Annotated in this window: 25 protein-coding genes, 1 tRNA gene and 2 pseudogenes; 15 read left to right on the top strand and 13 right to left on the bottom strand. The window is 62.0% G+C overall.

Annotation, left to right across the window (positions count from 1 at the left end; all coding sequences use genetic code 11):
• Positions 1-53: 53 nt before the first annotated feature.
• Complete coding sequence (locus JQ641_RS22925; RefSeq protein WP_211998161.1) at positions 54-1,577, bottom strand: PAS domain-containing hybrid sensor histidine kinase/response regulator family protein; 1,524 nt, start codon at positions 1,575-1,577, stop codon at positions 54-56.
• 177 nt (positions 1,578-1,754) lie between these two features.
• Between JQ641_RS22925 and JQ641_RS22930 the strand changes: the two genes are divergently transcribed.
• The 4 genes from JQ641_RS22930 to JQ641_RS22945 are packed head-to-tail and all read left to right on the top strand — an operon-like array spanning position 1,755 to position 4,913.
• Positions 1,755-2,312 carry a GbsR/MarR family transcriptional regulator gene (locus tag JQ641_RS22930; protein WP_211998162.1) on the top strand — a complete coding sequence of 186 codons (558 nt, stop codon included), beginning with the start codon at positions 1,755-1,757 and terminating at the stop codon, positions 2,310-2,312.
• 36 nt (positions 2,313-2,348) lie between these two features.
• Positions 2,349-3,026, top strand: a complete 678-nt coding sequence (locus JQ641_RS22935) for a DUF4166 domain-containing protein (RefSeq protein ID WP_211998163.1) — start codon at positions 2,349-2,351, stop codon at positions 3,024-3,026.
• A complete protein-coding gene (locus JQ641_RS22940; protein ID WP_211998164.1) occupies positions 3,023-4,456 on the top strand; it encodes a TIGR01777 family oxidoreductase in 1,434 nt (477 codons plus the stop codon). The genes JQ641_RS22935 and JQ641_RS22940 overlap by 4 nt, the downstream gene beginning before the upstream one ends.
• 10 nt (positions 4,457-4,466) lie before the next feature.
• On the top strand, positions 4,467-4,913 hold the full coding sequence (locus JQ641_RS22945) for a hypothetical protein (RefSeq protein ID WP_211998165.1): 447 nt from the start codon (positions 4,467-4,469) through the stop codon (positions 4,911-4,913).
• Here JQ641_RS22945 and JQ641_RS38055 read toward each other — a convergent pair.
• Positions 4,910-5,047, bottom strand: a pseudogene (locus tag JQ641_RS38055) (LysR family transcriptional regulator); the annotation flags it as partial. The gene JQ641_RS22945 and the pseudogene JQ641_RS38055 sit on opposite strands and share 4 nt — an antisense overlap.
• Before the next feature lie 17 nt (positions 5,048-5,064).
• Positions 5,065-5,793 (bottom strand): lipoyl(octanoyl) transferase LipB, encoded by a 729-nt coding sequence (gene lipB / locus JQ641_RS22950; protein ID WP_211998166.1) that lies wholly within the window; start codon positions 5,791-5,793, stop codon positions 5,065-5,067.
• A 74-nt stretch (positions 5,794-5,867) separates the two neighbouring features.
• On the opposite strand from lipB, the gene JQ641_RS22955 reads away from it, so the two are divergent.
• Both JQ641_RS22955 and JQ641_RS22960 read left to right on the top strand, forming a co-directional pair.
• Positions 5,868-6,110, top strand: a complete 243-nt coding sequence (locus JQ641_RS22955; protein ID WP_074276133.1) for a FliM/FliN family flagellar motor switch protein — start codon at positions 5,868-5,870, stop codon at positions 6,108-6,110.
• Between the two features lie 97 nt (positions 6,111-6,207).
• A tRNA-Leu gene (locus JQ641_RS22960) sits at positions 6,208-6,292 on the top strand.
• 96 nt (positions 6,293-6,388) lie between these two features.
• On the opposite strand, the gene JQ641_RS22965 is transcribed toward JQ641_RS22960, so the two are convergent.
• The 5 genes from JQ641_RS22965 to JQ641_RS38070 are packed head-to-tail and all read right to left on the bottom strand — an operon-like array spanning position 6,389 to position 8,108.
• Positions 6,389-6,655, bottom strand: coding sequence for a helix-turn-helix domain-containing protein (locus tag JQ641_RS22965; RefSeq protein WP_349628606.1), 267 nt, complete (start codon positions 6,653-6,655; stop codon positions 6,389-6,391).
• Positions 6,655-6,858 (bottom strand): type II toxin-antitoxin system RelE/ParE family toxin, encoded by a 204-nt coding sequence (locus JQ641_RS38060; RefSeq protein WP_502754980.1) that lies wholly within the window; start codon positions 6,856-6,858, stop codon positions 6,655-6,657. The genes JQ641_RS22965 and JQ641_RS38060 overlap by 1 nt, the downstream gene beginning before the upstream one ends.
• Entirely contained in the window at positions 6,855-7,421 is a 567-nt protein-coding gene (locus tag JQ641_RS22970; RefSeq protein WP_211998167.1) for a type II toxin-antitoxin system VapC family toxin, read from the bottom strand. The genes JQ641_RS38060 and JQ641_RS22970 overlap by 4 nt, the downstream gene beginning before the upstream one ends.
• Before the next feature lies 1 nt (position 7,422).
• On the bottom strand, positions 7,423-7,797 hold the full coding sequence (locus JQ641_RS38065) for a hypothetical protein (RefSeq protein ID WP_249150611.1): 375 nt from the start codon (positions 7,795-7,797) through the stop codon (positions 7,423-7,425).
• Positions 7,716-8,108, bottom strand: coding sequence for a type II toxin-antitoxin system RelE/ParE family toxin (locus JQ641_RS38070; RefSeq protein ID WP_349628607.1), 393 nt, complete (start codon positions 8,106-8,108; stop codon positions 7,716-7,718). The genes JQ641_RS38065 and JQ641_RS38070 overlap by 82 nt, the downstream gene beginning before the upstream one ends.
• A 214-nt stretch (positions 8,109-8,322) precedes the next feature.
• Between JQ641_RS38070 and JQ641_RS22985 the strand changes: the two genes are divergently transcribed.
• Together JQ641_RS22985 and JQ641_RS22990 are read left to right on the top strand one after the other, a co-directional pair.
• Entirely contained in the window at positions 8,323-8,709 is a 387-nt protein-coding gene (locus JQ641_RS22985) for a hypothetical protein (protein ID WP_211998168.1), read from the top strand.
• 176 nt (positions 8,710-8,885) lie between these two features.
• Positions 8,886-10,293, top strand: a pseudogene (locus JQ641_RS22990) (aspartate aminotransferase family protein).
• A 10-nt stretch (positions 10,294-10,303) separates the two neighbouring features.
• Here the strand turns inward: JQ641_RS22990 and JQ641_RS22995 are convergent.
• Both JQ641_RS22995 and JQ641_RS23000 read right to left on the bottom strand, forming a co-directional pair.
• Entirely contained in the window at positions 10,304-11,587 is a 1,284-nt protein-coding gene (locus tag JQ641_RS22995; RefSeq protein ID WP_502754984.1) for a polysaccharide deacetylase family protein, read from the bottom strand.
• Positions 11,588-11,735: 148 nt separating this feature from the next.
• On the bottom strand, positions 11,736-12,554 hold the full coding sequence (locus JQ641_RS23000; protein ID WP_211998170.1) for a polysaccharide deacetylase family protein: 819 nt from the start codon (positions 12,552-12,554) through the stop codon (positions 11,736-11,738).
• A gap of 101 nt (positions 12,555-12,655) precedes the next feature.
• Here JQ641_RS23000 and mgtE point away from each other — a divergent pair, with 101 nt between their 5' ends.
• Both mgtE and JQ641_RS23010 read left to right on the top strand, forming a co-directional pair.
• Positions 12,656-14,089 (top strand): magnesium transporter, encoded by a 1,434-nt coding sequence (gene mgtE, locus JQ641_RS23005; protein ID WP_211998171.1) that lies wholly within the window; start codon positions 12,656-12,658, stop codon positions 14,087-14,089.
• A gap of 167 nt (positions 14,090-14,256) precedes the next feature.
• Positions 14,257-14,604 carry a helix-turn-helix domain-containing protein gene (locus JQ641_RS23010; RefSeq protein ID WP_211998172.1) on the top strand — a complete coding sequence of 116 codons (348 nt, stop codon included), beginning with the start codon at positions 14,257-14,259 and terminating at the stop codon, positions 14,602-14,604.
• Here the strand turns inward: JQ641_RS23010 and JQ641_RS23015 are convergent.
• On the bottom strand, positions 14,601-14,909 hold the full coding sequence (locus tag JQ641_RS23015) for a DUF1127 domain-containing protein (RefSeq protein ID WP_211998173.1): 309 nt from the start codon (positions 14,907-14,909) through the stop codon (positions 14,601-14,603). The genes JQ641_RS23010 and JQ641_RS23015 overlap by 4 nt on opposite strands.
• 297 nt (positions 14,910-15,206) lie before the next feature.
• On the opposite strand from JQ641_RS23015, the gene JQ641_RS23020 reads away from it, so the two are divergent.
• The 4 genes from JQ641_RS23020 to JQ641_RS23035 all read left to right on the top strand — a co-directional run bounded on the left by JQ641_RS23020 (position 15,207) and on the right by JQ641_RS23035 (position 18,742).
• Entirely contained in the window at positions 15,207-16,025 is an 819-nt protein-coding gene (locus tag JQ641_RS23020) for an aldo/keto reductase (protein WP_211998174.1), read from the top strand.
• A 64-nt stretch (positions 16,026-16,089) separates the two neighbouring features.
• Entirely contained in the window at positions 16,090-16,917 is an 828-nt protein-coding gene (tolA, locus tag JQ641_RS23025) for a cell envelope integrity protein TolA (RefSeq protein WP_211998175.1), read from the top strand.
• A 98-nt stretch (positions 16,918-17,015) separates the two neighbouring features.
• A complete protein-coding gene (locus JQ641_RS23030) occupies positions 17,016-17,837 on the top strand; it encodes a universal stress protein (RefSeq protein ID WP_211998176.1) in 822 nt (273 codons plus the stop codon).
• Positions 17,838-18,064: 227 nt separating this feature from the next.
• Positions 18,065-18,742 carry a nitroreductase gene (locus JQ641_RS23035; protein WP_211998177.1) on the top strand — a complete coding sequence of 226 codons (678 nt, stop codon included), beginning with the start codon at positions 18,065-18,067 and terminating at the stop codon, positions 18,740-18,742.
• A 72-nt stretch (positions 18,743-18,814) separates the two neighbouring features.
• On the opposite strand, the gene JQ641_RS23040 is transcribed toward JQ641_RS23035, so the two are convergent.
• Both JQ641_RS23040 and JQ641_RS23045 read right to left on the bottom strand, forming a co-directional pair.
• The gene (locus JQ641_RS23040; protein WP_211998178.1) at positions 18,815-18,958 is read right to left on the bottom strand and encodes a hypothetical protein; all 144 of its coding nucleotides are present in this window, start codon (positions 18,956-18,958) and stop codon (positions 18,815-18,817) included.
• Between the two features lie 218 nt (positions 18,959-19,176).
• Positions 19,177-19,629, bottom strand: coding sequence for a hypothetical protein (locus tag JQ641_RS23045; RefSeq protein ID WP_211998179.1), 453 nt, complete (start codon positions 19,627-19,629; stop codon positions 19,177-19,179).
• 610 nt (positions 19,630-20,239) lie between these two features.
• On the opposite strand from JQ641_RS23045, the gene JQ641_RS23050 reads away from it, so the two are divergent.
• Positions 20,240-20,635: a hypothetical protein gene (locus JQ641_RS23050; RefSeq protein WP_211998180.1), complete on the top strand. Its 396-nt coding sequence runs from the start codon at positions 20,240-20,242 to the stop codon at positions 20,633-20,635.
• Positions 20,636-21,057: the final 422 nt, after the last annotated feature.

Consider the following 21,057-nt stretch of genomic DNA (forward strand, 5'->3'; position numbering starts at 1 on the left):
GCCGGTATTTCGGCCGGGATCCCGGTGGAACCGGGACGGCGCGGGGCCGGCGGTCACCGCGGCAATTTTGCGATCGCCTGGCTCAACTGATGGATCTCATAGGGCTTGCGGAGGATGGGAAAATCGCCGCGCACATTCAGGGCGGCATCGCTATAGCCGGTCGCCAGCAGTATCGGCAGTTGGGGCCGCATCGCCTTGAGGCGGCGCGCCAGGCCGAGGCCGTCCATTTTGCCCGGCATCACGATGTCGGAGAATACGAGGTCGATCCCGTCGCTCTCGATCTCGCGCAAGGCGGCCTCGGCATTCGCTACCCTGCGGACGGTGTAGCCGAGTTGTTCGAGCAGGCTGGTGCTGACCGCGGCGACTTCCGGATTGTCGTCGACCAGCAGCACGGTGCCGCTTCCACCGGTTTCGGCCACGCTGACATCGTCAACCGGCAGACCGCCTTCCTGTCGCGGCAGCAGGATTGTGATCTTGGTACCTTTGCCGAGTTCGCTGGCAACCCTGATCGTTCCGCCGGCCTGATGGGCGAAGCCATGCACCTGCGAAAGACCCAATCCGGTGCCCTTGCCGATCGGTTTAGTCGTAAAAAAGGGATCGAATATCTTGCTCAGCACGTCCGGCGCGATGCCGGTGCCGGTATCCGCCACGGAAATGGCGACGTAGTCGCCGCTATGGGCTTCCTCGCTCAGCCCTGTGTTATCGGCGGCAACCTTGATGATGCCTCCGTCGGGCATGGCGTCGCGCGCGTTGATCGCGAGATTGACCAGCGCGGTCTCGAATTCGGTAGTATCGACCATGACCGGCCAGACGCTGCGGTCGAGGTCGAATTGCAATGTCACCGTGCCGCCGACGCCGGTGCGCAGAACATCGCGTACCGCATTGATTCTTTCGGTGACATCGACGGTTTGCGGATTGACGCTTTGTCGCCTGGCGAATGTCAGCAACTGGCTGGTCAGGGCTGCGCCGCGCTTTGTCGCCCCGTCGATAGCGGCCAGCGCGCGCTCCATCTTGGGATCGTCGGAGACGCCCTTCCTCAGCGTATGGAGGCTGCCGCTGACGATCATCAGGAGATTGTTGAAATCGTGCGCCACGCCGCCGGTCAGTTGGCCGAGCGCGTCCAGCTTCTGGGATTCCGCCAACTGCGCCTGCATCTGATCGAGCTTGAGCTGGGCCTCGCGGCGTTCGGAGATGTCGCGGGTAATCTTGGCAAAGCCGACCAGCCTGCCGTTCTCGTAGATCGGGTCGATGACAACGCTGGCCCAGAAGAAGGTGCCGTCCTTGCGGACGCGCCAGCCGTCCTCCTCATAGCGGCCGGTTTCGCGCGCGATGCGCAACGCGCGCGTTGGCTTGCCGTTGGCGCGGTCAGGTTCGGTGTAGAAACAGGAGAAGTGCCGGCCCAGGATCTCCGCCGGCGAATAGCCCTTGATGCGTTCGCCGCCGATGTTCCAGCTGGTGATGATGCCGGTGGGGTCGAGCATGTACAGCGCGTAGTCGGCGACCCCCTCCACCAGAAGCCGGAAACTGCGTTCGCTCTCGAACAGATCCCGCTGCTGTCGTTGGTCTATTTCGGCCATCTGAACCCCTAACCTAGTGGCCGAAACGCGCGGGATGCCGGATGGTTCCGGCAATGGACAAGTTTTAGGCACATTTTAGCCGGGGGCGCGATCGGGCAGGGGCACGGCTCGCCTTGGCGAATCTGTCCGATCCGATAGGGGCTTGACGTCGATCCAGAAATGTCAGATATTTCTGTCATGACAGAAATAACCGAAAAGAAGAAACTCCCCGCCGCCGTCGAGCGGTTCATCCTGCACTGGGGTGACATGGGGGACGAGTGGGGCGTCAACCGCTCGGTCAGCCAGATCCACGGCCTGCTGTACCTCGCCGAGGCACCGATGACGGCCGAGGATATCGCCGAGACGCTCGGCATGGCCAGGTCCAACGTCTCCAACTCCATCAAGGAGCTGCTGTCCTGGAACCTGATCCGCCGGGTGCCGATCCTCGGCGACCGCCGCGATCATTACGAGGCGGAGACCGACATCTGGGAAGTGGCGGCGCGGATCGCGTCCCGCCGCAAGGAGCGCGAGATCGACCCCGCGGTCGATGCACTGCGCGCCTGCGTTTCCGATGCCGCCGATGATCCGACCATAAGCGCGGTCGCGAGCAAGCGGCTGAGGGAGATGCTGGAATTCACCGAGCTGGTCGACCGCTGGTACGTGCAGATGCTGAAAGTGCCGCGGCCGAGATTGGTCGCCCTGATCAAGCTTGGCGAGAAGATCGTCAGCTTCCTGCCGATGGGAAAAACCAAATAGCGCAGGGCGTGGCGGGGAGAGTAGCAGGAGCGTTCGATGGCATCAGCCAGGATCTCAAGACTTCCAGCGTCCAATCCGCATCACAAGCCTTCCAGCGACATACTGCTCGACGATAACAGGTTCCACGCGCTGCTGTCCGACGCCGATTGGGGGCGATTGCCGCTGGCGGTCTGGCGGCGTTTCTCCAAGCGCCACGTTGATGGTGCAACCGTCGTCTATGTCGGCGAGGTCGAGGAGGCCTATTTCAACAGGATCGGCTGGTGGCTGGCGCAGTTGGCGCGGCTGGTCGGCGGGCCGCTGCCGACGGGTGCCGAGACCGGGGTGCCGATGGTCGTGACGGTGACGGAGGACGCGGCGAGCGGCGGCCAGATCTGGACCCGCATCTGCGCCCGCTCACACGGATTTCCGCAAGTCATTCACTCGTCGAAACGCTTCGCCGGGCCGACCGGGCTCGAGGAATATGTCGGCCACGGCATCAGCATGGCGCTGCGGATCTTCGTCGAGCACGAAGCGCTGGTGTTTCGCAGTGTCGGTTACTCGTTCCAGGTCGGGCCGCTGCGGCTGGCGTTGCCGGATTGGCTGACGCCGGGCGATCTCACCGTAACCCATGCAGATCTCGGCGGCGGCACGTTCCGCTTCACGCTCGATATCATTCATCCGCGCTTTGGCAGGCTCATTCGTCAGTCCGCCGTGTTCCGGGAGGCCACGTCATGACATCGTTGCTATGGACCCTGATCGCCATTCAGATCGTGATGGGCGTGTTCGACACGTTCTATCACCATGAGCTGACCGAGCGGCTGGCCTGGCGCCCGTCGCAGCGCTACGAGCTGCAGCTCCACGGCGTGCGCAACATGATGTACGCGTTCCTGTTCCTGGTGCTCGGCTGGCTGGAGGTCTACGGCATTTTCGCTTTTGCCATCATCGCGGTGCTGGTTGCGGAAGTCATCATCACGTTGATGGATTTCGTCGAGGAGGACATGAGCCGGAAACTGCCGGCGAGCGAGCGCATCAACCACACGCTGCTGGCGATCAATTACGGCGCCATCCTGGTGCTGCTGCTGCCGGTCCTGATCGACTGGGCAATGCAGCCGACCGGGGTCAAATCGGCCTATGCGGGGTGGCTCAGCATGACAGCGGCGGCCGCCGCCCTCGGCGCGGGGCTGTGCGGATTACGGGATTTTACCGCGGCCCGGCGTCTCGGCCGGATGCACAGCGCGCCTGCGGTTGGCCTCGTGGAAAAATTGCCTGATCGCCAGACCGTGCTCGTCACCGGCGCCACCGGCTTCATCGGCAGTCGCCTCGTCGCGAGCCTGACCGCGTCGGGCCATCAGGTCATTGCGCTGGTCCGTAACCCGGCGAAAGCGGAACTGCTGCCGCCGATTACCTTGATCACCAGCCTCGACCAGATTCCTGCGGATGCCAAAATCGACACCATCGTGAATCTCGCCGGCGAGCCGATCGGCAACGGGCTGTGGACGGAGGCAAAGCGCCGCAAGATCCTCGAATCCCGGATTCAGATGACCGGTGATGTCGTTGATTTGATTGGCCGTCTCGAACGCAAGCCAAAGGTGCTGGTGTCCGGTTCCGCGATCGGCTGGTACGGGCTGTGGCAGGATCAGGTGCTGACCGAGTCCGCGAAATCCCACGCCTGCTTCAGCCATGAATTGTGCGACGCCTGGGAGCGTGCGGCGAGCCCGGCGGCCGAACATGGTGTGCGCGTCGCCTACTTGCGGATCGGCCTCGTCATCGGAACCGATGGCGGCTTCATCACGCGGATGCTGACGCCGTTCGAGTTCGGCCTCGGCGGGCCGCTCGGCTCAGGCAAGCAGTGGATGTCCTGGATCGAGCGTGACGACCTCGTGCGGCTGATCGCGCATGTCATCGCCAGCCCTGGCATCTCAGGGCCGATCAACGCCACCGCGCCGATCCCGGTCACCAATCTGAAGTTCACCGAAGAACTCAGCCGGCGGCTGCATCGTCCGGCCGTGTTCCGGATTCCGGATGCACTGCTACGCTGGGTCGGCGGCGATTTTGCAAATGAACTCCTGCTCGGAGGGCAGAGGGTGTTGCCGAACAAGGCGTTGAGCAACGGATTCAAGTTTCGGCATGAAACGCTTCGCAGCGCATTCGAGGCGATCTTGTGAGAAAACGAAGATGACTTCCGATCGTTGCGCTCGTGGATTTGCTGGCTGGCTCGCCGGATGTGGCGCGGCGACAGCGGTCTATGGTGGCGTTGGTTTGGTCGGCCTGACGCTCGCATTCGGCGGCGACATCGTCGCATTTGCCAGCGCAAGTATTGTTGCTCTTGTTCTCATGGTTTGGGTTTTCCTCTTCATATGCCTGCTGACAGGTCTTCCCGCCGCTATCGTCATATGGGCTAGCGAAAAATATCGGATACGCGCGATCGCGTTCTTCGGTAGTGCCGGTGCCGTGATCGGAACCTTGAGCGTGGAACTTCTGCGGCAAGGGCCTGGATCGCGGTGGCCGGCCGGCGTCAACTTGCTGTTCGCGATTGCTGGGGTGGCTGCCGGTCTGGTCTATTGGCGCGTTGCCGGCAGGCACGCAGGTTGCGATCGTCAGCCTGGTGCGACTTCAACCTAGTTGGCGGTCGCTACCACGCTGCGAAACGTCGCCGCCAATGTCCGCAGCCCGGCGAGTTTGGCGCGGTCGCTCACCTTCGAGTGTAACATCACCTTTGAAGCGCCAAGTGTCGGCAGTTTCTCCGCTATCCCGATGCCCGAGAGGAGCGATCCTAGACCGTCGCTTCCGGCAGGCGGGCTTTGGTCGCGCCGAACACGTCCTCAAAGGCCTGCCGGAGCGCGACGTCGACGTCTTCCATGGTCACGGGCAGGCCGAGATCGACCAGCGAGGTGACGCCGTATCTGGCATCGGCGACGCCGCAGGGGATGATCGCGGAAAAATGCGACAGCTCCGGCTCGACATTGATGGCGATGCCGTGGAACGAGACCCAGCGCCGCAGCCGCACCCCGATCGCCGCGATCTTGTCCTCATGGCCGGGGCCCTTGTCCGGCCTGTTGACCCAGACCCCGACGCGGTCCTCGCGGCGTTCGCCGCGTACGTTGAAGGCGGCGAGCGTGCGGATGATCCATTCCTCCAGCCCAGCGACATAGGCCCGCACGTCCGGCCGCCGGCGCTTCAGATCGAGCATCACATAGGCTACCCGCTGGCCGGGGCCGTGATAGGTGAGCTGGCCGCCGCGCCCGGTCTCATACATCGGAAAGCGCGGGTCCAGGAGATCGCCGGCCTTGCCGCTGGTTCCGGACGTGTAGAGCGGCGGATGTTCCAACAGCCACACCAGTTCGGGCGCTTGCCCGGCCGCGATCGCGGCTGCCCGCATCTCCATCTCGGCCACGGCGTCGGGGTAGGGCACCGGTTTGGCCGCAATCCGCCATTCGACATCGCTGCCACCGGGGGCTTGCGCGAAGGTCGTCAAATCAAGGCTTTGGCGGTCATTAACCATTGGCTAACCATAACGTGGTCAGGTGAAACCACCCAATTTTGTCCAAGATCTAGTCCAAGTTTGGCGGTTTCTTAGTGGCCACCCTCGATAAAGTCAGCGTCGATCTCATGGTGGTGCTCGGCACCACCACGATGCCTATCCACCAGGTGATGCGGCTGTCCCGCGGCGCCATCATCGAACTGGACGCCACCGAGGCGGACGAGGTCAAGATCCTCGCCAACAACCTTCCGGTGGCTTCCGGCGTGGTCCTGGTCGATCGCAACCGGATTGCGGTCGAAGTCAAGCAAATGCTGCCGAAATTACCGGGTGTTAGGTAGTTATTCGGTCGCAAAACCGCCTTGTCCCTCCATCTCTGATTTGTTACATCGGCGCCGTTGATCCGGCAGGCCGCAATCCTTCCAGCCGGTATCCCAAGCGCTCGTGGCGGAATTGGTAGACGCGCTGCCTTGAGGTGGCAGTGAGTAAAATCGTGGGGGTTCGAGTCCCTCCGAGCGCACCACACCCAGTTTTCAGATTGATTTCTAAGGCCTTTTCCCGTCGGCACGTCCAAGGGCCAAATTTTTCCATTTTCTCCCTATGGGCCTTATCTCGATCGTCACGCTGCCTTCTGTAATTTGATGCCGGGTCGCAGTCCGGCGCGCTGCGCAAGCCGGACCAGCAGGCTCAGGCTGAACCGGTTGATCTTTCCGTTCTTGATCTCCGATATCCGGGCCTGAGTAACGCCGAGTTGTTTCGCCGCCTCGGTCTGCGTCAATTCGGACTTGTTCAACCATTTGTTGATGCCGGAAAGCAATTTGGCGCGCATCTCGAGTTCTGCAGCTTCTTCCTCGGAGAAGAGGTCGTGGAATACTGATCTTGCCACTATCGGCACCTGATCTGTCTGAGCCGCGCTTTGGCGAGGTCGATGTCCCGTTTGGCCGTTGCCTGTGTTTTCTTCTGGAACGCATGCAGCACGTGAACGACGTCGCCGATTGCTGTCAGGTAGATGATCCGGTAGGCGCCGGACGCCTGACGTATCCTGATCTCGCGAAATCTCGTAATTTTTTCAAACATCAATGGGCTCATTTCGAGCGATAGAACAACACGCGTCCGGTTGGAATGAGCTGGAGTAGAATATCGTAATCGCCGACATTTGCAGTCAGGACCACCAAGCCGAGCTTCTGCGCTTGGAGGAACAGCACGCAGTCCTGGAGCGCGCGCAGCTTGCCGTCCTTTGCGTAGCCTTGGAGGCGGCAGAGCATCCCCGATAACAGCGCGGCTCGTCCCAGCACCTCTATGTCCGGCGCAAAGATCCGATGTGGCGGCATCGCTTTGATCTGCTTCCCGATCACATCGACGACAGAGACGGTTCGCGCGTCGGACGGATTTAGCACGCCGACCGTGTGCATCAACTCCTGGATCGCGACAGTCGAATGGTTGACTTGCCGCTGCGCGATCAGGTCGTCCAGGATCTGAGGCGCACGATCTTGCATTTGATCGATGTAGACGCAGGTATCGAGCAGTAGTCCCTGTCCGGCGGTCAGGCTGGCGCTGACGAATGGAAGTTCACCGTCGCTGCGCCGTGCCAGCGTGTCTTCCGGATCGAACCGCGCCCAACGTCGCGCCGCGTCAAAGTCGAATTCCGCCACCTTAGAAGCCGAGCTTCAACGTTGGATCGACTTTGCCCCGAGACTCCTTGAAGGCTTCCGCGAAATTGTCCTCAAGTGCGACCGTCGCCAACGCAAACTCGATCAAGTCCGTATCCGTCTCGATGCCCGTCTGGCGCTTGGCCTGCCGGACCAAGGCCGGACTTACCCGGCCACCGATGCGGCTGCCTTTTTCGCTCAGAAGGCCAGATTGTTCCGCCGCCAGCATGACCGCTTCAAATCGTGCCTTGCTTACGACAAGCCCGCTGGTCGCAAGCGCCCGCTTGAAGGTCTTTATCAGTACCGAGCTGCGCTTGGATGCAGCTCTCCTCCGTTTCGTCCGAAGCAGTGGGGGCTTGTTAGCTGATGCCTTTGCCATGGAATTTTCCCCCGTATGTTAGACAAAAATGAATTTTGTCTAACATAACGTTTTGCTACCCCATCTTCAAGGTGCCAAGGGAAGCCTGGAAGCTGCCTGAACCGTGCTTGGCGAGATCGATGTCCCGCTTGGCCGTTGCCTAGTGTTTTCTTCTGGAACTCGTGCAGCACGTGAACAACGTCGCCGATTGTTGTCAGGTAGATGATCCGGTAGGCACCGGACGCCTGACGCTCGGAAAGGCTTCGACATCCGAAATGCTGAGAAGCTGAGCCAGACGATATGATATTAAGTGTGGAAATAGACGCTCTGATTTGATAGCTACGCTGGAGCTTAGGGCATTCGCATAAGCTATTGAAATTGCAATGCGACTGCCCTCCGAGGACACGACAAAATCATGTTGGGAATCGCCAGGGCACGCGGAAGTAGCCTTACTGTTACACCTTTCGCGTAAAACAACAGGGCATCGCCGGCTACCCGGTCCGATGACCGTAATTCGGCACCCCCAAATCCACCCGAGGCACGTGAATGGTTTTCCTGGGCTACGCCTATCGATTCGTCTCCAACTTCGTGTTCCTGGCGCTGGTCTATTTCGCCCTTAACTTCCTGGACAAATATCCACAGCGCGCGGTGGTGGCGGTTCTCGTGCTGGTCTATGCCGCCATGCACGCGGCCTCGGCGCTGCGTTCGTTTTATTTCTTTCAGCGCATCGAGCGGCTGGAGATCGAGGCGCGGCGTCTGGCCAAGGTCGCCGCCGAGGGGCCGAGCGCGGCTGCTTCCGCCGGGGCCTCGCGCAAGCAGATCGTCTCCGAGGTCAGCGGGCTTCGCCACGCCGGCGAGATCAAGGCCTATATCGACCTGCTGTTCCTCGCCCTCGTCATCCTGCTCTGCATCGCCAAGATCGTGACGAATTAGAGCGTTTTCCAGCGAAGTGGATACCGGTTCGCGTCAAGAAAACGCGTCGAATCAAGAATCTAGAGCCCCGTTCCGATTCCATCGGAACGGAAAAGGCTCTAGCCGCTTGCGCCTTCGGGCGAACGCTTTTTTGTGCTCTACTTCATCAGGATAATAAAAACCGGAGCACTAATCCAATGACGGGCAGACCCAACTCCCTGGCGGCTCGCGATGTCGCCTCGCTCATCCATCCCTATACCAACCTCGACAAGCACAAGACCGACGGGCCGCTCGTCATCGCGCGCGGCGAGGGCGTTTATGTCTACGACGAAACCGGCAAGCGCTATCTCGAGGGCATGGCCGGGCTGTGGAGCACCTCGCTAGGCTTCAGCGAAAAGCGCCTGGTCGAGGCCGCGCGCCGCCAGATGGAGCAATTGCCGACCTATCACATCTTCAACAGCCGCTCGACCGAGCCCAGCATCGAGGCCGCCGAGGAACTGCTGAAGATCGTGCCCAAGGGGCTCGGCAAGGTGCTGTTCGCCAATTCCGGCTCGGAGGCCAACGACCAGGCGGCGAAGATCGTCTGGTTCTACAACAACGCGCTGGGCCGGCCGCGCAAGAAGCGCATCATCGGCCGCGTGCGTGGCTATCACGGCATCACGGTGTTTTCCGGCAGCATGACCGGGCTGGCGGCCAACCACGTCGAATGGGATCTTCCGGTCGGTGGCATCCTGCGCACCGATTGCCCGAGCCACTATCTGTACGGCCGCCCGGGCGAGAGCGAGGCGCAGTTCGTCGACCGCCTTGTCGCCAATCTCGAGGACATGATCGTTCGCGAGGGGCCGGATACGATCGGCGCCTTCATCGCCGAGCCGGTGAACGGGGCAGGCGGCGTCATCGTGCCGCCGGCGGATTATTTCCCGCGCATTCAACAGGTGCTGCGCAAATACGACGTCCTGATGATCGCCGACGAGGTGATTTGCGGCTTCGGCCGCACCGGCGAGATGTTCGGCTGCGATACGTTCGGCATCGAACCCGACATCATGACCGTGGCCAAGGCGCTGTCATCGGCCTATTTGCCGATCTCGGCCACCATCATCAGCGACACCATTGCCGAGGTCATCACCGCGCATGCCGGCAAGGTCGGCAATTTTGCCCACGGCTTCACCTATGCCGGGTCACCCGGTCGCTGCCGCCGTCGCGCTGGAGACGCTGCGCATCTACAAGGAGCGCGACATCGTCAGCCAGGTGAAAGCGCTGGCGCCGCATCTGCAATCGCGACTGCGTGCGCTCGGCTCGCATCCGCTGGTCGGCGAAGCGCGCGGCGTCGGACTGATCGGCGCCCTGCAACTGGTCGCCGACAAGGCGACACGCCGGCCGCTGCCGCCGGCCGAAGGCATCGGCGCATTGATCCAGCAGAGCGCGATGGCGCGCGGCGTCATCGTCCGTGCCGGTCCCGACGCGGTGTTCGTCTGCCCACCGCTGATCATCACGACGGAGCAGATCGACGAGATGATGGACGCCGTGGCGGCGGCGCTCGACGAAGCGCACGCGGTGGCCGACCAACGCGGCTTGCTGGGCCGTGCGCAGTCGGCGGCGGGGTAGAGCCGAAGTTCTAACGCTTCTTCAAGCCGGCCATGCGCACCTTCTTGGCCGGCTTGACCTGCGCAGCATGTTTGGCGGCACCTTTGCCGCCATGTTTTGCGTGCTTGGCCTGCTCGGCAGGGCGTGCGGCCTGCTTGGCGGATACTTCGTGCGCGGCAGGCGCGGTCGGCTCGAGCTTGCGCGCGGATGGCGGCGAATACAGCATCGTCACGCGGATCGATTCCGGAAGCTTGAACACGCCGGGGGCCGGCACCGGCAGCGCAGGCGGATCAAGCACCAGCGTCACCTGCCGCGACCACAACGCGTCGCGCAAGGCGCGCCGCTGCGCGCGGTCCACCGGGGCCGTATTGCGCCAATCGGAATCCGCCAGCGCGGGCGCGGGCAGGGCCGCAGCCGCGGTATAGGCGAAATTCGGAATTTTGGGCCAGCGTGACGTCGCCACTTGCTCCGATACCGGATGCAATTGCCATTGCGACGGCTCGGTCGGCGTCGCGGGCCGGTCCGGCGTTGCCGGCACGACATGGACGAGGCGGTAACCGCGGGCCTTCAGGTCGTGCAAAATTCGCGGCAGGGCGGCGACGGTGCGCGCCTGGATGTCGTGCAGCAGCAAAATGCCCTTGCCCTTGGCCTCGAGCCGCTGCATCGCGAGATCATAGACGCGCTGCGAGGAGACCGGCCGCCAGTCGTCCGCAGGAAAATCGGCGCTCCAGATCTGCAGGCCTTTTGCTTCGGCATATGCCTCGATGACGTCGGAACGGCCGAGGCCCGGAATGCGGAAGAAAGGCGACGGCGCGGTGCCGTCGGCGAGCGCTGATGTGATCGATGCGATGCCGTCCTCGATCTCTTTTTTGGCGCCATCGATCGAAAGCCGGTTCATGTTCCCGGGATGGTTCTGGGTATGGGTGGCGATGGTGTGGCCGGCATCGCGCATCTTGCGCACGCCTTCGGGGTTGGCGTTGGCCTGCCGTCCGACCAGGAAGAAGGTCGCCTTGGCGCAATGGGCGGCGAGGATGTCGAGGATCTGGTTGCTGTACTTCGGCAGCGGACCGTCGTCGAAGGTGAGGACTACCTCATGATCTTCCAGCGGCAGCGTCTTGGCATATTGCATGGTGCCGATCAGCGGATATTGCCGCGGATCGACCACCAGCGTGCGCGACGTGCCGATCGCATCGGGATGCCCGGGGCAATTGGCGGCCGGCGCGGCCTGCGCCGTGGCGCCGGTCAGCACTCCCAGGAAAACTGCGGCTGAAATTGCGGCTGAAAAACTAATCGATGCCCGCTGACGGAGCCCCATACCTGCGCTAGCGATCATTGAACCCCGGCTTCATTCCCAATCGAACTTTGGTCCGCGCGGACCGGTATTCGGTTCACTCGAAAAATGCCTTGTTTGCAATCCTTAACGGCGGGCCATGAATGCCGCCTTAATAGCCGAAATACCACACTTATTTCGGGTTTTGGACAGCTCTGGCGGTGCTCGCCGCGGCTGCCGGGACGATATGGACCACGCGGTAACCGTTGTCTCTCAGATAGCGCAGGAACGCCGGCAGCATGGCCGCGGTTTGCGCCTTCGGATCGTGCAGCAGGATGATCCCCTTGCGGGCGGCCTGTAGCCGCTCGGTGAGCAGCTTCAACTGCTGGGCCGGTTTCATTGGCTCCCAGTCGCTGGCCCAGAGGTCGGCGCCGAACACGGTTATGCCGCGGTTTTGCAGCAGGTCCAGCGTCGCCGGCGTCATCTCGAAATAGGGATAGCGAAAGAACGGCGTGCTCGGGGTTGCTGCGATCCCCGGGGTCGAGGCGGTGCCATGAAGCGCCTTTTCAACCGCCGCAATGCCCTTGTCGATGTCGGCCACGGCCGCATCCGGCTTCATGTATTTGATATTGGGATGCGACCAGGTGTGGTGCCCGACCGTGTGGCCAAGGGCTGCAATCCTGCGCACCAGTTCCGGGTACGCCGAAGCCGACCTGCCGATCATGAAGAAGGTGGCGAGCACGCATTCGTGCGCGAGCGCGGCCAGCACTCTCGGCGTCGTGCCCGGCCACGGTCCGTCATCGAAGGTCAGGACCACCTCGTGGTCTTGCAACGGCAGGGTCTGCGGAAAGCTCTTAAGGCCGACGCGCGGCGAGGTAGCGGCATCGACGCGCAGAACCCGTGAGGTGCCGAGCGCGTCCTTGCGCGGGCATTCGGCAGCCTTTGCCGCAGCGGTCCACACCGTCGCGGCCGCGATGGCTGTGCAGAGCGTCCTGGTGAATCCTAGGGTCATCAGCCGTTGTGCATCTTTAGCATTGCGCTTTGCGTTCCCGATTGGGTAATGCGTGCAGCGATAACTCAAACGCAAGTTCTGTCAAACCGGCGAGGCGCGGCATGGCCGAGGATATCGACGTTGCCCAAGCCGGCGCGCGACCCGTTGACGGGTCCACGCTCGATCCCGCCTTGATGCGGGACGAAGACGGCCAAATCCGCCATGAGTTTGTCGAGGACATCACACGCGCCATCAAGGCCGCCGACCGCCCGTCGCTTTCCGAGTTTGTGGCCGAATTGCACGAGGCCGATCTCGGCGATGTGATCGGCGCGCTCGAACCCGACGACCGCGTGGCGCTGGTCGAATTGACGGGTACCGATTTCGACTTTTCCGCACTCAACGAGGTCGACGAAACCGTTCGCGAGGAAATCCTCGAAGAGCTGGAACCGGAGACGGTTGCGGAGGGCGTTCGCGAACTGGAATCGGACGACGCTGTCGAACTGCTCGAAGGCCTCGACGAGGAGGACAAGGAAGAAATCCTCGAAAAGCTGCCGCCGTCCGAGCGCGACGCGCTGGAGCGCAGCCTGCTGTATCCGGAAAACTCCGCCGGCCGGCGGATGCAGTCCGAATTCATCGCGGTGCCGCCGGACTGGACGGTCGGGCAGGCGATCGACTACATGCGCGACACCCCGGACCTGCCGGAGCGGTTCTATGAAATCTACGCTGTTGACGGCAACCAGCACTGGCAGGGCGCGGTCTCGCTCGACACGTTGCTGCGGGCAAGGCGGCCGGTGCCGCTCGCCGACCTGATCGAGGAAGACCGCCGCCGCGTCTCCGTGCTCGACGACCAGGAAGAGGTCGCGCGGATGTTCGGCAAATACAATCTGGTCGCAGCCCCCGTGGTCGATACCACCAACCGGCTGGTCGGTGTCATCACCATCGACGACGTCGTCGACGTGATCGAGGAAGAGGCCGACGAAGACTTGAAGGCGCTCGGCGGCGTCACCAGCGACGAAGAATTGTCCGACAGCGTCTGGACCATCGCGCGCGCCCGCTTCAACTGGCTGCTGGTCAATCTGGCGACCGCGTTCCTGGCATCCTCGGTGCTCGGCCTGTTCGAAGGCCAGCTGGAAAAGATGGTGGCGCTGGCCGTGCTGGCGCCGATCGTGGCGAGCCAGGGCGGCAACGCCGCGACCCAGACCATGACGGTGGCGGTGCGGGCGCTGGCGACCCGCGAACTCCATTCTAACAACGCGCTCCGCGTGGTCCTGCGCGAGGCGATGGTCGGTCTCGTCAACGGCCTCGCCTTTGCCGTGATCACCGGCGTCGCCGCGGTGGCGTGGTTCAAGATCCCCGGCCTCGGCGTCGTGATCGGGCTTGCGATCGTCGTCAACCTGATCGCCGGCGCGCTCGGCGGCATCCTGATCCCGATGGTGCTGGAGCGGGTGCGGGCCGACCCGGCGGTGGCCTCCGGCACCTTCGTCACCACGATCACCGACGTGGTCGGCTTCTTCTCGTTCCTCGGCATCGCCACGCTGTGGTTCGGGCTGAAGTGAGGTGGGCGGTCTTTATTTGACGCGTTTTCTACCGCAGATAAGTCTACGCAATCTGCGTAAACTTGATTGCTGTGCGAACCGGTATCCACTTCGCTTGAAAACGCTCTGGCTATCGTTAATCGGGCCTTAACGCGCTTGGCCGATGATTCCCGGATCGGGAATCGAACATGCAGCGCTTGCGGCTCAAGGCAGACGGACGGATCGTGGAACTGCGCGACGGGCAGGAGTTCCCGCTCGCGCCTGCTATGACCGGACCCGCGCTTGCGGTGCCTGCCGTTGTCTCCGCTGCGGCCGTCGAAAACGCACCGCTGCCGGCCGTGCGTGACCTGCGCCGCCGCTCACGCCTGACCCAGCTCGAATTCGCAGCCCGGCTCGGCGTGCCGGTCGAGACCATCCGGAACTGGGAGCAGGGCAAACGCGCGCCGCGCGGTCCGGCGCGGGCGCTGCTCGCCGTCATCGCCCATTCGCCGGAGACGGTTTTCGCCGCGCTCGCCACGGAATCGGCTGCCATCTAGCCACCACGGCTCAACAGGTACATCGCGCTATCTCTGATCCTGTCGATGGCGTGTTGAGGTGTGATGCAGTCGACGTCACCGCGCGTCAGGCCGATGTCCATCAGCTGTCTGTCGCTCAGGCAATCCAAGCCGGCTCGCAAGCCCTGGCGTTGGCGCCGCTCCTGAAACGCACGCCAATATCGCTTGAGCAAGCCGAGGACGCTCCGCGGCGATGTGGCCGCTGGGAATGCGATGGGCAGGTCGAGGCCGAGCCCTGCGGCGTCGCGCTCGGTCCCGGATGTGATGTTCGTCTGTTGGGGTGGCATCGGATGCTCCTGCTGTTGCGCCGGCAGGGAGCATGGCCAAACAAAAGGCCCCGTCCGATGCCGGCGGGGCCTGGTGAAAAGATCGCGTCGTCGAATTTCTAGCGCACGACTCCTTCCACGGCCCAGCGAGAGCGGGTCATGTTTTTACGGTTCGCGGTGCGTACGACGTTGATCATGATGCGTAGCTACCACGGAAATCGCGCCAAATCAAGGGATGTGCCGCTGTGACTCGCATCCTGGAGGCGAGCGACGTATTGCGCGGGTTGGCACTGAGCTGCCGACGGCCCATAATGGGCGATGCACTTCATCGAAGCCAACGGCGCAAAAATCCCGGCGATCGGGCTCGGCACCTGGGAACTGCGCGGACGAACCTGCGCGCGGCTGGTCGAGCAGGCGCTGCGGCTCGGCTATCGCCACATCGACACCGCGCAGGTCTACGAGAACGAACGCGAAGTGGGCGAGGGGCTGCGCGGCTCCGGCGTCAAGCGCGGCGAGGTGTTCGTCACGACGAAAATCTGGACCACGCATTTCGCGCCCAACGACCTCGAGCGATCGACCAAGGAAAGTCTCGCCAGGTTGCGCCTGACCGAGATCGATTTGTTGCTGCTGCACTGGCCCAATCCGCAGGTGCCGCTTTCGGAAACGCTGGGCGCGCTGGCGCGGGTCAAGCAGCTTGGGCTTGCCCGGCATATCGGCGTTTCCAATTTCACCGTGGCGCTGATCGAGGAGGCGGTGGCGGCGTGCCCGGAACCGCTGGTCTGCGACCAGGTCGAATACCATCCCTATCTCGACCAGGCCAAGGTGAGGGAAGCCTGCGCGCGCCATGGCATGGCTGTCGTGGCCTATAGCCCGGTCGCCAAGGGCCGCGTCAAGAACGACCAGGCCTTGCTGCGGATCGGCGACCGCTACCGCAAGACGTCAGCGCAGGTCTGCCTGCGCTGGCTGGTGCAGCAGAACGTGGCGGCGATCCCGCGGACGTCGAAGCTGGAGCGGCTGTCTGAAAATATCGAGATCTTCGATTTCGAACTGTCGGACGCCGACATGCGCGAGATTTCCGAGATGGGCAGTGCCAATCGCCGGCTCACCGATTTCGGCTTCGCCCCGAAATGGGATTGAGCAGCGGTCGCGCCGGGCGGTATGCTCAAAGCCCATCGCAAGGCCCTTCGATTGTCTCGGTACGATGAACCTGCGCCAGATCATACCTTCGGACATGACGGCTTCAGTGATTGCCCATCTGTCGCTGCTGGCGTTGCTGCTTGTGTTCTCCGACGTGCATCCGTTCGGCGCGGCCGCACCTGAGTCGATCGCGGTCGATATCGTCGCGCCGCAAGACATTCCTGAAAAGCAGGACATCCCCCAGAAGGCCGAGATCGAGAAGACGCCGGAACCGGCTGCGAGCCCGACGCCGCAACCGGATTTCACTGCGCTCGACAAGCCCGCGGCCGCGGCGGCGCCTGCGGTTCAACAGCCACCTCCGCCGCCGCCGCAGAAGCAGGCGTTGGCCGCACCGAGCCCGGCGCCGCAGCCCGCCGCGCCGCCGCAGGAAGTGACGCAGACGCCGGCCTACAAGCCGCCCGAGCCTGATCTGTCGGTCAAATACAACGTCATGCTCGGTCTGCCGCCGCCGATGGAACCGAGCGCGCCGTCAGCGGCCGACAAGGGCAAAGACAATTTCGACGCGCCGGCGACCACGACCGCCGACATCAATTCAAGCGTCGTCGCGGCGTTCCGGCGGCACTTGCGGACCTGCTCGAAACTTCCGCCCGCGTTGAAAGGCTCCGACGACGTCAAGGTCAAGCTGCGCGTGTTCATGGGCCAGGACGGCAAGCTCGCGGCGGAGCCGCAGCTGATCGAGGCCAGCGCTTCCGCCAAGGGCCCGCTCTTGATGCGCAGCGCGATCAGCGCGCTGCAAGCCTGCCAGCCCTATGCGATGCTGCCGGCCGACCGTTACGGCGAGTGGAAGGTGCTCGACCTCAGTTTTACGGTGCAGGATTTCGCGGGTTCGTGATACTTTTCGATGCGTTTTCTTGATGCGAACTAACGGGAGTAGCCGGCCCTGGATAAATGAACGGGTAGATGCGCGATCACCTAACTGGAGGCAGAGCCATGATCAAAGACATCCTTGTCAACCTGTCTTACGGTACGTCGCAAGATGGCGTTTCCAATTACGCCCTGTCGGTTGCGGAAACATTCGGCGCGCACATCATGGGGACGGCCTTCTATCCGGCAGTGCTCGGTGGCATTGACCTGTCCGCTAACTTTATTCGAGCCCAGCAAGCTGAAGCTCACAAACGCGCAGAGGCCGCGGCCAACGCGTTTGACGAGGCGACGCGTCGCGCCGGCGTTTCAGCCGAAACACGCAGAATTGAAACTGACGTCCGCGACGGACCAACCCAGTTTGCGCTTATCGCAAGACGATTCGATCTTTCCGTCATTGGCCAGTTTGAAGGGGACCGGGATCATCGAACCACGAATATCGTCCTTGAGGCCGCGCTGTTCGAATCCGGAAGACCGGTGCTGATCGTGCCTTTTATTCAGAAGGAGCGGCTCAAACTCGATCATGTCATGGTGTGCTGGGATGGCAGCCGGGCAGCCGCCCGAGCGGTCGCCGATGCCATGCCGTTTCTTATCCGCTCCGGCACGACGAGTATTGTTGCTGCGGACACCCAGAGCGCCAAAAGCGCAGACCTTCCGGGTGCTGACATCGCGACCCACCTGACCCGTCACGGAGTAAACGCCACGATTGAGCGCATCCCCGTCAGCAAGATCGATGTTTACAATGCAATCCTGTCATATGCGGCCGATACAGCTGCCGACCTCATTGTCATGGGCGGGTACGGCCATTCCCGGCTGCGGGAATTTATTCTGGGTGGGACGACGCGTGGCATGCTTGCCTCGATGACCAAACCGACATTGATGTCGCATTGATCGGACCTTATTAAGGTGACAGCTGGTACGGCGGATTGAGCCGACTTGTCCCGCCGTAGCTCGAAGAGGAGGGCGGAAGGCGTAATCTGCCGCTTTTGTGTTCGACCGAACGGCTGATTACGCTGTCGCTAATCCTCCCTACGGCGGCCGACCTCCGGCTTGCGCGAAGGCGAGGAAACCGCGAAAATCCAGGCCAGTTCAGAAGTCACCTCGGGAAACTTAGACACATGCAGTTTGATGACGTTATCCTCGGTCGCCGAAGTATCCGCGGTTACAAGCCCGATCCGGTACCCAGGGAGCTGATTGCGGAAATCATCGCCCTGGCGATGCGCGCTCCGTCGTCGATGAACACCCAGCCCTGGAATTTCTATGTCATCACCGGCGAACCGCTGGACCGGATCCGCGCCGGCAACACCGAGCGGATGGTGGCGGGCATACCTCAGTCGCGCGAATTCCGCACCGGTCAGGCCTTTGCAGGTCCGCACCGCGACAGGCAGGTCGGGGTCGCCAAGCAATTATTCTCCGCGATGGGGATCGCGCGCGATGACAAGGACAGGCGCCAGGACTGGGTGTTGCGCGGCTTCCGTCAATTCGACGCGCCTGTATGCGTGATTATCACTTATGACCGCGTGCTTGACGGTAGCGACGATACGCCCTTCGATTGCGGCGCCGTGGCGACCGCCCTGGTCAATGCCGCCTGGTCTCGCGGGCTGGGCGCCGTGATCAACAGTCAGGGCATCATGCAATCGCCTGTGGTACGCGAGCACGCCGGAATAGCCGACGATCAGGTCATCATGAAAAGCATCGCGCTAGGCTGGCCGGATGAGAGTTTCCCGGCAAATGCGGTCGTGTCCGAACGCAAGTCTGTCGAGGAAGCCACGGTGTTCGTCGGTTTCGAGAATTAGGCGCGCAGACGGGCCGGCATGCATGAGGCCAATGCCGGCCAAAATGCCAGCAAGTTCACTGCCTTTATCCCGTCAGCTCGCGGTCGGCGATTTGAGAATGGGAGCAAACCGCTCGGAGAAGGTTGCCGCTTTCGTATCGCGGGCTGCCGAGAAGAAATTGTAAACAGGCACTGAGATTACTGCCAACAGAATGGCTCCGAGAATGAATTTACGCATTCCATCCTCCTTTTCCGGGTGCTGATGGGCAGATATTGCGACAGCTTTGTTTCCGGAGCGTTTCGTCGTGTCGAAGAACGGTTTCGTTCAAGGGAACGTGTAGTGGTGCGCCCTCGAGCGTTGGCCATCATCGACGTCCCGTCGGAACCGTAGGTCGCGGCATCGCGACGCGGCAGGCCGGTGATCGATGTCACCGGCCTGATAATCGAGAATTTGGTTCAGGTGTTTGTATTGACGTTGATGCCGAGCAGCTTCCAGACCTTGGCATTCATGACGAAACGCAGGCGATACGTCACCTTCATCTCGTCGGTCTTGAATGCGCCGGCGAGCACCAGCACGCCTTCTTCATCGATTTTGGTCGGCTCGGAGGAGACGCGCGTGGCGGTGACGATGTCGTCGAAGAACATCTGCTTTTCGCGGAACGAGACGAATATCGTCTGAAGCTTTTCCGGCGTCACCTGCGCCTGGAGCTGCCGCGATGTCTTGGCCATGAACACGGTGTAGTTATTGGCGATGTTGGCATCATTGAACGAGGCCAGGGTCGATCGGATCATCACATCCTGATCGCGCTCCGATGGGATGTCAGCTGCGAAAGCCGACGGGATCGACAGGAATGCCAGGGCGAACAGCGAGGCGATGCAGGCAGTTACACGGACGCGAAATGATTTCATCCTTGCTCTCCAGACGTTGAGAATGATCTGCGGCTCGCACGATGACCTGCCATCAGAAATTGGCAGTCGAAGTGGTCGCTCCGGTCTCAATGCTCTGCGGCGCGCTCGCGTACAGTGATCCAAATCACGGAGTGTGAAATCGGCTTATTCCGCGTGCGGGCCAGGCTTGTTCGGCAGCAGAGCTCGTAGGCAGGATTGGAGCCGAAGGCGTAATCCGCCATTTCGGGACCTCGCAATCGTCGTTCCGCATTCTCGCCGGTCGCGGACGCGCCGTCACAATTCGACGTAGGACGTTGGATATCACAGACTACGTTTGCGTTGTAGCGGGTCGGCGGATTACGCCTTCGGCTCAATCCGCCCTACGGGCTGCCATCGCCGCCTTGCCTCCTCGTTGGAAATGAACGCGGACGGTAATCCGAAGGCCCGGCCGCAGTGTTTGCGCATGCTTTCGCGGGCCGCTTGGCCAGCCGTACCGTCAATCCAGAACGGTGACGGCTGGTCTCTGACAGACAGCCTGCGCGCGCTCTAGTCGGTGGATAATCGGGAACGGGCTATTGCCGAATCCGGCTGCGGTTCCTCAATTGGATGCTGCAACCTGAGAGGGAGACTAATGACCGAAAAGCCATTAGGGGATTCGGATTTGTGGGAAGTCGTGACTTATTCCGCACGGACGCGAACTTCTCGAATGAAGGTGCCGGGAGGTTGGCTACTGCTCATAGAGCGCTCTGACCGTACGCTGACCAGCTTCCTTGCTGACCCAGGGTACAAATGGGAGATCGTTATCCCGCCGGCTCAAGGGGATGCATTTTGGAGTTTTCGGTTTCTACATCTCACTAACTCAGACAAGCGGCCTGTTCAGGTGAACATCGGTGAAATAGCTCTGATCGAGCAGGCCTCGGACGCAAGCACGAAGATCACTCTCAAGGCAGGCGGCCCGACCGTGACAGTCAGCGAGACGCAACAGGATATTATCACCTTGCTCCGAGACCTGCATGGTCAACACTGATCTACTTGCGCGCCCTGGAACCGGTAGATAGCTTCTTGGCGCAAGCGAAATCTCGCTGCCCGCATGCGACAAATCAACCCGACGGGCAAATCAATTCTGATTTACGGAAATCGTGTCAAGCGCAAAATTTCTGTAAATCAAAAATATTTCCCTTTCCTTCGGCCCAAATCACCGGCACATTCTCACCCATCCCGTCCCACTCAAGGGGCGTCGGCCGTCGTCACGACGAGGGGCGGGTTGCGGTGGACGTAACAGTTGCGATTGACGGTCGCGGCTGAAGCGTACGGTGAAAGCGTGTGGTCCTGGCGCCCGTAACGGCGTCAAGTCTTGCGGAGCGATCTGCGAGGCGACGGTGGCAATAGAGGCCGTCTCACCGGGGAGAGCGCGTCATAAGCCGTAAAGCCATTGCGCAGGGAATGTCG

The sequence above is a fragment of the Bradyrhizobium sp. JYMT SZCCT0180 genome (assembly GCF_018130165.1).
In the GTDB taxonomy this organism is placed as follows: Bacteria; Pseudomonadota; Alphaproteobacteria; order Rhizobiales; family Xanthobacteraceae; genus Bradyrhizobium.